Origin of the sequence: Luteibacter sp. dw_328 (genome assembly GCF_018449605.1) — a bacterium.
Taxonomy (GTDB): Bacteria; Pseudomonadota; Gammaproteobacteria; order Xanthomonadales; family Rhodanobacteraceae; genus Luteibacter.
This window is the reverse complement of sequence record NZ_JAAVUW010000001.1, coordinates 242252-255621: the sequence shown is the minus strand read 5'-3', so window position 1 is coordinate 255621 and position 13370 is coordinate 242252. Positions and strand designations below refer to the sequence as shown.

12 protein-coding genes are annotated in these 13370 nt (G+C 62.3%); 3 read left to right on the top strand and 9 right to left on the bottom strand.

Translation table 11 applies throughout. The features are described 5' to 3' along the window. The 4 genes from HB634_RS01130 to HB634_RS01115 form a co-directional block, all read right to left on the bottom strand. Complete coding sequence (locus tag HB634_RS01130; protein WP_063572795.1) at positions 1-2808, bottom strand: TonB-dependent receptor; 2808 nt, start codon at positions 2806-2808, stop codon at positions 1-3. 185 nt (positions 2809-2993) lie between these two features. Continuing rightward, complete coding sequence (locus tag HB634_RS01125; protein ID WP_213947125.1) at positions 2994-3161, bottom strand: hypothetical protein; 168 nt, start codon at positions 3159-3161, stop codon at positions 2994-2996. A gap of 253 nt (positions 3162-3414) precedes the next feature. After that, positions 3415-4650, bottom strand: coding sequence for a sensor domain-containing diguanylate cyclase (locus HB634_RS01120; RefSeq protein WP_213947124.1), 1236 nt, complete (start codon positions 4648-4650; stop codon positions 3415-3417). 77 nt (positions 4651-4727) lie between these two features. Then, positions 4728-5372 (bottom strand): YceI family protein, encoded by a 645-nt coding sequence (locus HB634_RS01115; protein ID WP_063573325.1) that lies wholly within the window; start codon positions 5370-5372, stop codon positions 4728-4730. A 161-nt stretch (positions 5373-5533) separates the two neighbouring features. Between HB634_RS01115 and HB634_RS01110 the strand changes: the two genes are divergently transcribed. Next, a complete protein-coding gene (locus tag HB634_RS01110) occupies positions 5534-6550 on the top strand; it encodes an LLM class flavin-dependent oxidoreductase (RefSeq protein ID WP_213947121.1) in 1017 nt (338 codons plus the stop codon). Between the two features lie 365 nt (positions 6551-6915). Continuing rightward, complete coding sequence (locus HB634_RS01105; RefSeq protein WP_213947119.1) at positions 6916-7785, top strand: alpha/beta fold hydrolase; 870 nt, start codon at positions 6916-6918, stop codon at positions 7783-7785. Between the two features lie 15 nt (positions 7786-7800). Here the strand turns inward: HB634_RS01105 and HB634_RS01100 are convergent, their stop codons facing one another. From HB634_RS01100 to HB634_RS01085, 4 genes are all read right to left on the bottom strand, one after another. After that, entirely contained in the window at positions 7801-8577 is a 777-nt protein-coding gene (locus HB634_RS01100; protein ID WP_213947116.1) for a zf-HC2 domain-containing protein, read from the bottom strand. After that, the gene (locus HB634_RS01095; RefSeq protein ID WP_213947113.1) at positions 8567-9121 is read right to left on the bottom strand and encodes a sigma-70 family RNA polymerase sigma factor; all 555 of its coding nucleotides are present in this window, start codon (positions 9119-9121) and stop codon (positions 8567-8569) included. Before HB634_RS01095 ends, HB634_RS01100 begins: the two co-directional genes overlap by 11 nt. Before the next feature lie 21 nt (positions 9122-9142). Continuing rightward, complete coding sequence (locus HB634_RS01090) at positions 9143-9715, bottom strand: cytochrome b (RefSeq protein ID WP_063571702.1); 573 nt, start codon at positions 9713-9715, stop codon at positions 9143-9145. Positions 9716-9844: 129 nt separating this feature from the next. Further along, complete coding sequence (locus HB634_RS01085; RefSeq protein ID WP_213947111.1) at positions 9845-11170, bottom strand: hypothetical protein; 1326 nt, start codon at positions 11168-11170, stop codon at positions 9845-9847. Positions 11171-11254: 84 nt separating this feature from the next. Here HB634_RS01085 and HB634_RS01080 point away from each other — a divergent pair, with 84 nt between their 5' ends. Next, the gene (locus tag HB634_RS01080; protein ID WP_255548308.1) at positions 11255-11917 is read left to right on the top strand and encodes a response regulator transcription factor; all 663 of its coding nucleotides are present in this window, start codon (positions 11255-11257) and stop codon (positions 11915-11917) included. Here the strand turns inward: HB634_RS01080 and HB634_RS01075 are convergent. Beyond that, entirely contained in the window at positions 11876-13312 is a 1437-nt protein-coding gene (locus HB634_RS01075; protein ID WP_213947110.1) for an ATP-binding protein, read from the bottom strand. The two genes, HB634_RS01080 and HB634_RS01075, sit on opposite strands and share 42 nt — an antisense overlap. Between the last annotated feature and the right edge of the window lie 58 nt (positions 13313-13370).

Here is a 13370-nt window from a genome sequence, read left to right as displayed (position 1 = left end):
TCAGAAGTTGTACTTCACGGTCAGCAGGGTGGTCCTTCCCGCATCGACGATATCCGAATTGGCGAGGCTGTTCCTGCCGATGTGCGACCAGTACGAGTACTGCTTGGTCAGGTTGCTGACCTGCAGGTCGAACTGCAGGCCGTTGGACATCGCATACCCCAGATGCAGGTCCACGCGACGAATCGGCCGGATCCACAGGTCGTCCCACGGACTGTTCTGGTTGAGGAAGTCATAGGTCGACAGGTAAGAGCCGGTGTAGTGGTAGCTGAGGTTCACCGAGAAGCCGTACTTCTCGTAGAACAACTCCGCGTTGGCCATGCGCTGCGGAGCCGACTGCAGTCGCTCGTTCTCGAATCCGTCGCGCCCAAGGTCCACCTTTGAGTTCTGTCGTGTCGCGTTGACACTGAAGCCCATGCCGTCGAACGGTGCCGGCAGGTTCTGGAATTTCTGCCGATACGTCGCCTCGAGGCCGACGACGCGACCATCGCCACCGTTGGTCGGCGTCTTGGTCAGCACGGTACCCACGCCCGAGGTGTTCGGGTCGGCCTGGCCGCCGCCGCTGTCGTAGATGTAGTTGCGCAGCTTCTTGTAGTAGCTGGCCAGCGAGACGTAACCGCCGTTCTGGGTAGTCCACTCCGCCCCGAGGTCCACGTTGGTGGCCTTGATCGGGCTGAGGTTGGGGTTGCCGGTGGTGATCGTGGTCACCCCGTCGGACACACTGATCTGCGAGCCGCCGCCCAGCTGCACGAACGCAGGACGCGTGTAGCTCTGCCAGATAGCACCGCGGTAGACGATGTTGCCGTCCGGGCGGTAGTTGATGAACAGGCTACCCAGCGGTTCGTTGTAGATGGTGTGGTTGTTGGAGAAGTAGCCCGGCTGTTCGTTCCCGTCGGCATCCTGCGGGGTGGTCCAGAAGGTGTTGCGAATCGAGGTGTGTTCGAAACGCACACCCGGGATGACCTCCCACGGACCACTCTGGAACGTCGCCATGGCGTAGGCCGCAGTGACGGCCTCGGTGCCACGCATCGTGTCGCAATTGAAGTTGTTGTAGTCGAGCTGGCTACAGGTATCCAGGTCGCCTGGCTGCAGGTTGTTCGCGATCAGCGAAGCGACCGCCGAGCGACTGATTTGCGGCGTTGTCCAGTCGAACTTGCCTGGGAAAATCTGGTTGTAATAGCCCTTGATAATACCGAGATCGTTGAGCGTGGTCGTTCCGTCGTTGATACCGGCGGTCGAATAGTCGCGGTCGGTGAACTCACGGGAGCTGTCGCTGTACTTCATGCCGAACTTGATCGACTGCAGCGGACCGTCCTCGAAGTCGTAGCGCAGGTCGAGCTTGGCACCGCCGCGCTTCTGGCCCGAGCGGATGTCGGTGACCTCGCCATAGTCGTTGGCGTACATGTTCTGCAGGTTGTTGACCGAGTTCAGCAGGCCCGGGGTCAGCGACGGATACGGAAAGCCATGACTGCCATAGGTGAGCAGCGAGCTCTGGTTGTACGCGAAGTTGTCCTGCGAATACTTGTCTTCACGGCCGTCGATCTCGACGTGGTTCGGGCGATCGTTACGACCGATGCTCCAGAACACATTGGGCGAGATGGTCCAGCCACCCGCGGTCTTGTCGGCACCCAACTGGATCGTCGCCAGATCGGCTCGCTCGGGGTTGGTTTCGTACCAGAAGCGGTTGGCGATGCGGCCGATGTTCGGAGTGTAGACACCCGGCGTGGCCGTGGGAACGTAAGTCACGTCCTGCGGCAACAGCTGGTTATAGGTCGTGTTCTGCTCGGTCAGCGCATAGGCATACGTCATGCGCGCATACGCTTTCAGCGTGGGATCCACGTTCCAGTCGAGCGAAATATTGCCGCCGTAGCGACGCTCGAAGCCGGACGCCACGCCGACATTGGTACCCAGGCTGGTCAGGTTGTGCGCCGGGTCGTAACCGGGCGCATTCTGGCCGTCGGACGTCGCGTGCAGGAAGGCCCAGGAGCCGTCGTTCGAGGCACTTTCCGCCGCGCCGATCTCGCTATTGGCGATATTGCGATAGTCGTAGTAACCACTGACGTACACGCCGAACTGCTTTTCCGAGCCGAACTTGCCCTGCAGTTCGCCGGCAAGGCCACTGCCCAGGCCGCTGCCGCCGTAATCCCGCGCACGGCTTTCGACGCGCCCGCTGGCGGTCACGCTGCCGCTGAAATCCTTCTTGAAATCGAACGCGCTAGGCGTGCGAAAGTCGATCGTGCCGCCGATGGCGTCACCGTCCATGTCGGCCGTCGAGGTCTTGTTGAGCACGATGGTCTGCAGACCCGACGGCGGCAACAGACTGAGCTGCACGCTGCGGCTGTACGGCATGCCCTGGGCGACGTTGCTGCCGTTGACCAGGTTGACGTTGTACTCCGAAGGCAGGCCGCGAACCGAGGTAAACATGCCCTCGCCGCGCGCCGCACCGTCGATACCACCGAAGTAGCCCGAGCCCGTGGTCGTCACGTTCACGCCCGACATCAGGCCCAGCGCCTCGGCCACGTTATGCACGGCGGTGTGCTGCAAATCCGCCGCGGACAGCACGTCCACGGTGTTGATCGAGTCCATGCGCATATTGGTGGCGTCGTAGCGGTTAGCGACGACACTCAACGCCTTCATCTGCACTGCCTTGTCTGGCTTCGGCGGCGTCGCCTGGCTGTCGGCCGCAGGCTTCGCGGGCGACGTGGATGGCGGCGGTGCCGGCGTCGCATCCTGCGCAAACGCCGACCCACCGAGCACGGCACATAAGGCCACGGCCAGACACTTCTTGTTGAAACCCCTATCGATACCCACGACTTACCCCCACCCCGAGATGCTTTAGGAAGCACGCGCGACATTGCGCCGCGCGATGCGCAGTTCAGCTGACCAGCGGGTTCGTCGCGCGGCCCGGACGGAATGGATCACACACGCCAGCGTTAGCGGGCGTGCGAAAACATCACGACGGACGGTTGAACGTGCCGATCAGGACAGACGGACGATCAGCGGGAGGTTTGCGGCGGAGAATAGCCAGCGACGCACTTGCCACGCGAACGCAGGGCGCTCAGCTTGGCACGTGCGAGGATCGGCAGGCCGTCGGCCATGACGCGCGCGAACGGACGACCTGCGAAGGCGCAGCTGGCGTTTTCATGTGAATTGGGGCGACGCATCGTAGCGGTCTGTCCGTCATTCATCGCGAGCTGCGAATCGGCATACCGTGTGGTTGCCGGAAGGGTTACGCGAACGGACGTCCAATCGAACGCCGTGCGTGATGCAAGATATAGCGTACTGTAAAAAGGGCGTCAACTGCCAAAAATGCATAGGCGACAGCTTGTTGCATCGCACCAGTGACGAAAGACGTGCAGACGCAAGAAGTCGCGAAGGCCTGTCAGGCAGAGACGCGCGCCCAGGCGCAGCGTCTCATCACGGTTCGCCCCGGCGACGGCGCCGCACCGTGTACAAGGCGCGGTCCGCTTCGCCCAGGGTCGCTTCAACCGACGTCCCGGCCGTGTGCGCCGCGCATCCTGCCGTGAAACCGCACGGCGCGGTATCCGCGCCGACGGCCAAACGTCCGGCGAGTGCATGGGCGTCGCTGATCGCGCCTTTGGGTAGCACGACAAGGAATTCATCGCCGCCCAGCCGGATCACGTAGTCACCGGCACGGACATGACGCTGGAAGAACGTCGCCATGGCAACCAGGACTTCATCACCGCGCTGGTGACCGAACGTGTCGTTTATCGCCTTGAACTTGTCCAGGTCCAGGGTGACGCACGCCCACGGCACGCCGGGTTCGATGCTCTCCATGTACTGGGCAAGAAAGCGCCGGTTGTAACAGCCGGTCAATGCGTCGCGGATCGACCATTCGCGAAGGCGCTGCTCCTGGAGAACTTGTTCGGTGATGTCCTGCGCGTGACCCAACACCTGCGTTTCGCCAGCGTGAGTGTCCACCATGTTGTGGTACTGCCACACCCGCTGCGTGCCATCCCTTGCAAGGAAGCGCAGGCGACCCGCGTCGGTACCGCGCGCCTGGATGCGTGCCAGATATTCCGGCACACGCGCCGCGTCGCGCGCCGTCATGAGTTGGCCCACGTGCATGCCGAGCATCTCGGCTTCCGAATAGCCCAACGACTGACACGCCGCCGGATTAACCGTCAGCAGCCGGCCTTCGAGGTCATGAGTGCAGATCAGGCCGAGGCTATAGGTGAACAGGCTGCGGAAGCGTCGCTCGCTGGCGATCAAGGCATCGATGTCCCGGCGCCGCTCGGTGATGTCCTGGAACGCGCCAATCAGACGCGAGGCCCTTCCCTTTCGCTGCTCGACCGCTCCCTGCGCGCGGACCCATATTTGCCTGCCTGTGGCGGTGGTCATGGGCAACTCGAGGTCCCAGCCCTCCCCTTCCTCGATGCCACGGAGCACCGCTGCCTCGAGCACCGTGCGTACCTCAGGGGCGTAATAGCCAATCGCCTCTTCAAGGGTGGGTTCGTGATCGGCCGGCATGTCGTGGATGCGGCAGGTCTGCGCGGTCCAGCGGAGAGTACCGCTTGCCAGGTCCAGCTCCCATCCACCGACCCCTGCGAGCGTTCCGATCTGGTCCAGGAAATCCTCGCTGGTCCGGACTCTCCGGCGAAGCTTCGCGATGACGGACAACTCACGGGGCATCTCGTAATCCCGACAGAAAGGCGTCCGGCGACGCGCGATCCGGGAAGGCTACCTCGAAGATATGAGGGTGGCTAGCGTCAGGATTTCACGAATTCAGTCTCGACAAGAATCGTGACTTCGTCGGCTTCCAGGGGAGTCCATTCGCCGACCCCGAAATCCGATCGCTTGAATGTCGCCTCGCCAGAGAAGCCCATGCGTGTCTGCGCAAAACCGCGATAGACGACCTTCAGGCTGACCGGCTTCTTTACACCGTGGAAATCCAGCACACCATCGACGGTCACGTGATCGCCGACGATCTTCGTTACCGCGGATGTGAAGGTGATCGACGGGTATTTATCGGCTTCAAAATACTTCTCGGCGATTCGCTTGTCGAAGGTCGGGTCACCCGTACTGACCGACTTCGGGTCGATGGAGATCGCCAGTTTCGAAGCGGTCGCTGACGTGGGGTCGTACGAGAATCCGCCGCTCACACTATCGAAGCGAAGGGTGTAGCGCGACAGATCCATGTGGGCAAGTTTCGCAGTCACGGACGTGTGGTGCGGGTCGAGCTTGTACTCCCCTGCCGCCGCGGCCCTGGGATCCCTGGTCAGATTCAGGTTTTTGTACTGCGACGCGGCGCTCGCGTCTTCCGCCGGCTTTTTATCGGTCTGGGCGACGACGGCGACCGGTATCGCTAAAAGGAATGCCAGCAACGCGGCGGAGGCGATCTTGAGCGGAGTCATCTTTGGGTCCAGTAGCGGGGAGACGGGTCGTCACTGTGACCACCCTAGTCCGTCCGGGCCAAGGCGTCACCCCAACTTTTGGCTGCGGGCGCTCTTATTTCATCCGGGCACAATCCATCAACGGAACGACCCGTCGATGGGATCGCCGTATCATTACCGCCATGAAACGCATCGGCTTCCTCTCATTCGGTCATTGGACCGACTCTCCGCACTCAGCGACGCGGTCTGCGCGCGACGTGCTCCAGCAATCGATCGATCTCGCCGTCGCGGCGGAGCAGATCGGTGCCGACGGGGCTTACTTCCGCGTCCACCATTTTGCCAATCAGCTGGCATCGCCCTTCCCGCTCCTTGCGGCCATCGGCGCGCGAACCAGCCGCATCGAGATCGGCACCGGCGTGATCGACATGCGCTATGAAAACCCCCACTACATGCTGGAAACCGCAGGGGCTGCCGATCTCATCAGTGGCGGGCGCCTGCAGCTGGGCATAAGCCGCGGCTCCCCCGAGCAGGTCATCGAAGGCTGGCGCCACTTTGGCTACGCGCCCGCGGAAGGAGAAACCGATGCCGACATGGGCCGCCGGCATGCCGAAACCTTCCTGCAGTTGCTCGAGGGAAAAGGCTTCGCCCAGCCGAATCCACGTCCCATGTTTCCTAACCCGCCCGGCCTCCTCCGGCTCGAGCCCCACGCACCCGGCCTGCGCGAACGTATCTGGTGGGGTTCGGCCTCCAACGCCACCGCTGTATGGGCGGCCACCATGGGCATGAACCTGCAAAGCTCGACGCTGAAAGCGAACGAGACCAACGAGCCACTGCATGTGCAGCAGGCCAGGCAGATGCGGCTCTATCGCGAGGCGTGGGCCAAGGCCGACCACGGGCGCGAACCGCGTGTGTCGGTTCTGCGGTCCATCTTTCCCCTGGTCAACGACATGGACCACGCGTACTTCGGTCGAAGCAAGTCCACGGACCAGGTCGGCTTTATCGACAACATGGAGGCCGTGTTCGGCAGAACCTACGCGGCTGTTCCGGAGGTCCTCGTCGAGGAACTCGCGGCCGACGAGGCCATTGCCGAAGCCGACACCTTGCTTCTTGCCGTGCCCAACCAGCTTGGTGTGGACTACAACGTGCACCTGATTGAATCGATTCTCACACAGGTGGCCCCGGCGTTGGGGTGGCGGTGAAGCCCGACTTCGACGCCATCATCTGCCAGGCAATTCATGAGCGACTCCTGCTTCTCATTGACTATGGCGACACGCAACGCGTCGTGCAGCCCCATGTGTATGGTGACGACCACGCCGGCGATCGGCTGCTGAGCGCCTTTCAGGTAAGCGGGGAAAGTACCTCGGGTGCCTCCCGGGGCTGGAAGTCGTTTCGCATGGATCGCGTTGCCTCGGTCGCCCTGGCGGGAGGAAGGTTTCATGGAGCCCAACCGGAGTTTCAGCGCAACGATGGCGCATTTGGTCGGATAATTTGCCAACTTAGTAACGGATGATGCCAAGCTGCCCCACATCGACGAGGTGCTTTCCACCTCAGGGGATACATAGCGATGCGCTACGGCCGTGGACTTTGGATGTGCCTTTTGCTGTTGGTATCAACCCGCCCGCAAGCGGCCGATTCGCCAGGCGTCACGTCTGAAGACGTCAGGTTCAGAAGCGAAGGCGTAACGCTGGTCGGCACGCTCATCCGACCCGAGCACCCGTATGCGGCCGTCGTCCTCGTGCATGGATCGGGTCAGGAAAAGCGCATGACGACGTTCGCCTCTCGGCTGGCGAGCCAAGGCATCGCGGTGTTGACGTACGATAAGCGGGGAGTCGGAGAGTCGGGCGGCGTCTACGCAGGCCCGGAAGTCGGCACCAACAATATTGACGCGGCCAACTTCGATCTACTGGCCACCGACGCCAGCGCCGCCGTCGCCGAGCTGTCGACGCGCCTTCCACGCAATAGCATCCCGCTCGGCCTCGTAGGATTCAGTCAGGCGGGGTGGATCATTCCCCTGGCCGCGAAGAAAAATCCCACCGTGAAGTTCATGGTGCTGTTCAGCGGCCCGGTCGTGACGGCTCGCGAGCAGCTGAGGTTTCAGTTCTACACGCAGGGAAATCGGTCCTTCTGGGAGACGCACACCGAAGCCGATGCGCGCGAACATGTTCGCAGTGATCCCGATAAATATCAGTTTGCCGACACCGACCCGCGCGACACCCTCGCCACGCTTTCCACGCCGGGCCTTTGGCTGTTCGGAGGCAAGGACATCCAGGCCCCGGTGGGCTTGTCGATCGAGCACCTCGACGCACTGAAGGCTCGAGGCAAGCCCTACGATTACCAGATGTTCCCTACCCTGGGGCACAACCTGACTTCACCCGACGCCAGCGAGCCGGTGACCGCGGCAGTTGCATGGATCAAAGCGCTCCCGCATAGCTGACGCCGCGGAAGCGAGTCACTCCCCGCCGGGACGGACACCATCCGCCAGCAACTCCCTGAATCGCGTCAGCTCCGCCTCATCCATGTCTGAAACAATCGCTGCCGGTTGTCCGCCCACCGTAACGCGTTCCAGCACATAGCCCTGCGATTGAACGAGTTCGTTGCCGGCAGCGGCAGCCGTTGGCGGCAGCACGAAGACATCGATCACGTGCTTGCCATGGCGATAGACGAGGACGGGAACGCGTTCCGTACCGGCATAGTCGATGCGACCGCCGATGAGCGCATAGCCCTGGGCGGCAAAATCCCGCACGACGGGCGCCGTCGCGATTTTCCCGGCGAACCACGGCTTCACGGTATGTTGGTCGGTAGACACCACGTCGATGGGCGACAACGCGGCCAACGCCCGCCAGTGGCTGGCAAACAGGTCGCGCGTAAGTTGGGCCTGCTCGTGGCCGGGATTGGACGCGTGATTCCACGCAGCCAGGGTGAGCCCGCCTGCCACAAACGCCAGTATCCATGAGGCCGCCAACGCCAGCCGGGGCAGCGGCATGCGAGACCGCACACGGGCGACCGGGGTCGCCATTTCCTGTTGAATACGGGCACGCAACGCCTCCGGCGCCCGATACCGGGGCGCGTCCTTACGCAACGAACTGCGCAAGGCATCGAGCCCGATCAAGGCATCGCGGCAGTCGGCACATTCATCGAGGTGTGCTTCGAACTCGCGACTGGTGGCACGGTCCAGCTCACCGTCGAAGTACAGCGGCAGCATCTCATTAGCCGTCTTACAGTCCATGGGGAGCCTCCCTGTTGCCGTTATCGGTCAGTGCCTTCTGTAGCAGTGCGCGTCCCCGGGCCAGACGGGACATCACGGTACCGATGGGCGTTTGCAGTACGTCGGCGATCTCTCGATACGACAGCTCTTCGATTTCGCGCAGGATGAGCACCTCACGAAAAAGATCCGGCAAGTTTCGCAGGTGTTCGGTGATCAGCTGCCTGCGTCGGGCGCTATCGAGTCGTTCTTCTACCTCGTCCGCCTCCGCACGCGGCATCCAGTGTTCCGCGGCGGCGGGATTGCCGTCGATCGCAACGTTCCGCTTCTCCTTATTGCGTACGGCAAGCCGGGCGAGACAACAGTTACGTACGATCGCGAGCCACCACGCGCGTGCGTTACCACCGGCATAGGTCTCGGACGCGCGGGCGGCGCGCAGGTAGGCGTCGTGCACGGCATCCGCGGCATCCTGCTCGCTGCCAAGCAGCCAACGGCCAAGATTGTAGGCAGCGTCAAGATGGCTCAATGCCAGATCGTCGACAAAGGCACGACTACTCGTCGATGTCATGGTGACTGCGTTCCCTACCCGTCATACACGCAACATACGCTGGATAACGCCATCGCGGTCGATGAGTCGGTGCTTGAGTGCCGCACCGATGTGACCGACGACAAGGATACACAGGACCCACACGAGGCACACATGAAGGGTATCGGTGAGCAGACGCAGGGGCTCGTCCTTGCCGACCAGCACGGGCAGGAAGCCTATCCCGAAGAAACTGACCGGGTGCCCTCCCGCCATGCGGTGCAGGTAGCCGGAAAGAGGAACGGCGAGCATCAACGAATACAGCACCCAATGCAGGGTATGTGCGATCGTTTGCTGCCACGAGGGAAGATGGGCTGGCAGCGCCGGCGGCTTGTGCGTGGCTCGCCAGAACAGACGAAACACGGCAAGCATGAAGATCAGGCTGCCGACCGAGGCATGGTAGAACAACACGGCGTCGTGCCCTGGCGCGCTCTTGGGAAAGGTTTCCATGAAGAAGCCGAGGCCGACATTGAGGAAGATCAGGAGCGCGATAAGCCAATGCATGGTGACGGCCACTTTCGTGTAAGTCATCGGCGGCAAGGTCGATACGGCGTATGAGGCGTTTACGGGCACGGACATGACGAATACCTCTGGGTGACGGCACGGGAGGCGTGCCCACGACAGGTAAGATCGTCCTGGGCCGAACTTTATTCCCGGCCGGCCCAAGGGCCGGAAGCGCCTGCCCTGCCCGCCGCTGTCACATGCCTGTTACAGCATGAAGGTCTTCGTCAGTACCCCATACGTGATCAGCAACGATAGAACGAGCCATACCGCCATCATCCAACGGGGACTATCGTCCCGTCGAAACGCCATCCACAACGCAAAAGGTATGATCGAGTATCGATTTTCGATAAGCACCGACGATGCCAGGCAGACGACACTGAAGGGATAGACAAGCACGCCACGCGGATCTCGAAAGCGCGTGAACACGATGGAGCATGCGGCAAGCGCAACCACAAGAGAGAAGCCGACCCTCGCCCATCCATGCGCCACGAACGCGATGAACGCGTTGCGAATGAAATAATCCTGGAATGCTTGGTTGTCGCCGCTGCCGTGAAGCCTCACCCAGACGCACAGGGCAACCGGAAAACCGATGAGCCACGGCCTGGTGCGCACCGCCGCTGCAAAGTCCTGCAAGCCCTTCCAGGCACTGTGTGGGAACAGCATCAGGAAGAGAAACAACGTCAGCCACACATTCCCCGCATGCAGGGAAAGGTCGGGATGGGCCGAGGAAATCTTTGCTGAAAATACAATGGTTCCGTTCCAGCGCCAGTACGCGAGAAAGGCGATGGCAGGGAGCGCGTACGGCAGCGCCCTGGTGATCGCCTCTTTGAGCTTCACCGCGGCATTCCCTTCTCGCTCCACCAGCGCAGGCCAAGCGGCGTATGCAGCAAGGAGCGCAGCCCATATCACGTTGTTCTGACGTACTGCCAGGGACAACGTCATGATGCAGGCCGCCAGAACATGCCTGCCGTTCATGGCAGACAGGACGGCGAGGAGTACCACCGTCAACGAGAAGATATCCGTATAGACGAGGAAGTAGTACGGATAGAAAAGCGGGAACACGTAAAAGAGAGCCGCGCTCATCAGCGCGTCCTCGTCGGCCAGTTTGCGCCTGATGAAATAAAAGATCAGTGCGGCCGCTACGCCGAATAGGGCACTCAACCCTCGCATGGCGCCCAGGGAGGCGAGTCCGCTCAGGGTCATCAGACCGGCCATCACAACGTGATACCCGGGAATCATGGCCAGAACCGGCTGTGTATCGAAGCTGCCCCGCATAAGGCTTTCGATCTGGGGCACGTGCACGCCTTCATCGACAATGGCCTGCGATTGCCAGCATGCCAGTCGAACAAAAAGTGCCAACAGCAGCACAAGCAATAGCAAACCCGCCCCGCGCCAGCGGGCCGTCACATTTCCGATCACCCTTAAAGCTCCCTTTTTCCCCGGTGCGTAGCTTATGCGATTTTTCTTGCGACTACCGAAGCCGCTGGATTTCGCACCACCAGCAAGGCAAGCTCGCACCAGTGGCTGCATCCGTGGCCTGGCAAACCGGGGAATCGGGGAATCGGCGTGGCGAATTTGCACCTGAGGCCTGGCGGCCTGGCGCGTCCCCTCCGCTTGGCGCTCCTGGATGACGACGACTTGCTGCGCGACCGCGTCCTTGCGCCCAAGCTTAGGCAGTTTGGTTTCGAGGTCACCGCGACCGGCAGCGCGGCCGAGCTGCGCGAGGTGGTCAGCATCGGGCCGCCGGACATCTTTCTACTCGATCTGGGCCTGCCTGATGGCGACGGCTTCGAGGTAGCGAGATCACTCCGCGCCGCCGTGCCTCGGGCCGGCATCATCATCCTCACGGGCCGCAGCGACAACGTCGACCGTGTGCGGGGCTTGTTCGAGGGTGCCGATGCCTACCTGACCAAGCCGGTGGAGATCGACGTCCTCGTGGCCACGCTGTATAGCGTGGCGCGGCGGCTGGAGCCAGCGATGGCGCCGGCGGGGCATTGGGCGCTCAGCCCGGATGAGTGGTTCCTGCTGTCCCCCTCCGGCGGGCGGGTGATGCTGAGCAAGAGCGAGCGCCTCCTGCTCGAAGCGATGATCCAGCACGCTAACCAAGTCGTGTCGCGCGAGGCCCTGATCGCCGTGCTCACCGACGACGTCGACGCCTTCGATCCGCACCGCCTGGATTCCATGGTGCATCGCCTCCGCCGCAAGGTCCTGGCCGCCCTCGGCGAGCCCCTGCCCCTAAACGCCGCCCACGGCACGGGCTACGTTTTGGAAACCTGACGTGTCGGCCACCCGCACGATCAGCGGCAGCAGCAGTCGGATCGTCGTCCCCTGCCCCAGCACGCTCTCCACGATCGTCTGGCCACCGGCCTGCACCACGAGGTCGTGGACGACACTCAGGCCCAGGCCGGTGCCACGATCGGCGGGCTTGGTGGTGAAGAAAGGCTCGAACATCTGCGCGCGGGTCGATTCAGACATCCCGATGCCCGTGTCTTGTACCGATAGCGCGATATAACCGTCGCTGTCTTCCAGGGTGATCGTGCAACTGCCACCACCCGGCATGGCGTCGCGCGCGTTAGTCACCAGGTTGATGACGGCCATTTCAAACTGGCTGCGGTCGAAACGGATAAACCGCGGATCCGGCGGCGCATCGATGCACAACTGGCAGTGCGAGGGCAAGGACTGCCGGGCAAGGGGACGCAACTCCCGCAACGCCGCCACCGCATCGAATTCCTCGGTAACCGTGACATCGTTCCGGCTGAAATTGAGCAGCTTGCGGCACACCGCCGTGCCACGGCGAGCGGCCAACTCGATACCTTCCAACGCATCGGCAACGGCCCGTGTATTGCCGTCCATCGGCTCATCTTCCGCAGGCAGGCGATCGCGCTCGGTGGAAAAGCCAAGGATGATGTCGAAAACATTATTGACGTCGTGGGCGACACCGCTCGCCAGCTTGCCGACCGCGTCCATCTTCTGCGAGTGAAGCAGTCGCTCCTGCGTTCGCTCGCGCTCGGCAATCTCCAGGGCCAGTTGCTGCCGGCGCCGATCCGACTCGAGCAAGCTCTCGCGCAACGCATAGATGCTGCGGTCGACGATCAGGGCAATCAGCAGGTAGCTGGTCAGCGCCCGCATCGGCAAGAGGTTGTAGATGGCCAGCAGAAGACCGGGTGCATCACCGCTTCCGGAAGCCTTCAGAGGATCCACGCTCATCACCAGGATCGCGACCTCCGCTGCGTAAGTCATCCACAACGCCTTGCGCCCGAGCATCAGGCCGCTCAGCGCGAGAATCATCATCAACGTGAGATTACCGTCGGTCGCGTGGTAGCCGAACGCCGCATAGGCCACCGCACCGCACGCGAGCATGGTGGCGACGAATTGCGAGACGGCGGGCGGGAATCGCCCACGACGAATCAGGTAGAAGCCCAACCACGCCGACACGGTCATCGCCAGGTCGGTGCCGATGTCGATGGCCATCGCCGCCGAAGCGCCGATACGCGCCTTGCCGTAGAAATGTTCCTGTAGATACGCGCCGTAAAGGCCGAACAAGTAGAGCTTGGTCGCAGGAATGCGCAAGCCCTCGAAGACCAGAAGCAACTGCATGAAACTCGCGTTGCGCCGGTCGACCGGATCGTCGATCGGCGTGTTGGCAAGCCAATGGCGAATGCGGGACAACATCCTGCGTTTCCCCTCGATGTCCGGCGGTGAGAACTCGGTGAGAAGCCGGCCAGTCGAG

What these genes read in the sequence shown, in the direction of transcription:
- HB634_RS01120 (WP_213947124.1), bottom strand. Translation starts at nt 4,650, where the DNA reads ATGCCCCGTGAGTTGTCCGTCATCGCGAAGCTTCGCCGGAGAGTCCGG.
- HB634_RS01110 (WP_213947121.1), top strand. Translation starts at nt 5,534, where the DNA reads ATGAAACGCATCGGCTTCCTCTCATTCGGTCATTGGACCGACTCTCCG.
- HB634_RS01115 (WP_063573325.1), bottom strand. Translation starts at nt 5,372, where the DNA reads ATGACTCCGCTCAAGATCGCCTCCGCCGCGTTGCTGGCATTCCTTTTA.
- HB634_RS01100 (WP_213947116.1), bottom strand. Translation starts at nt 8,577, where the DNA reads ATGGACTGTAAGACGGCTAATGAGATGCTGCCGCTGTACTTCGACGGT.
- HB634_RS01075 (WP_213947110.1), bottom strand. Translation starts at nt 13,312, where the DNA reads ATGTTGTCCCGCATTCGCCATTGGCTTGCCAACACGCCGATCGACGAT.
- HB634_RS01125 (WP_213947125.1), bottom strand. Translation starts at nt 3,161, where the DNA reads ATGCGTCGCCCCAATTCACATGAAAACGCCAGCTGCGCCTTCGCAGGT.
- HB634_RS01090 (WP_063571702.1), bottom strand. Translation starts at nt 9,715, where the DNA reads ATGTCCGTGCCCGTAAACGCCTCATACGCCGTATCGACCTTGCCGCCG.
- HB634_RS01085 (WP_213947111.1), bottom strand. Translation starts at nt 11,170, where the DNA reads ATGCAGCCACTGGTGCGAGCTTGCCTTGCTGGTGGTGCGAAATCCAGC.
- HB634_RS01105 (WP_213947119.1), top strand. Translation starts at nt 6,916, where the DNA reads ATGCGCTACGGCCGTGGACTTTGGATGTGCCTTTTGCTGTTGGTATCA.
- HB634_RS01095 (WP_213947113.1), bottom strand. Translation starts at nt 9,121, where the DNA reads ATGACATCGACGAGTAGTCGTGCCTTTGTCGACGATCTGGCATTGAGC.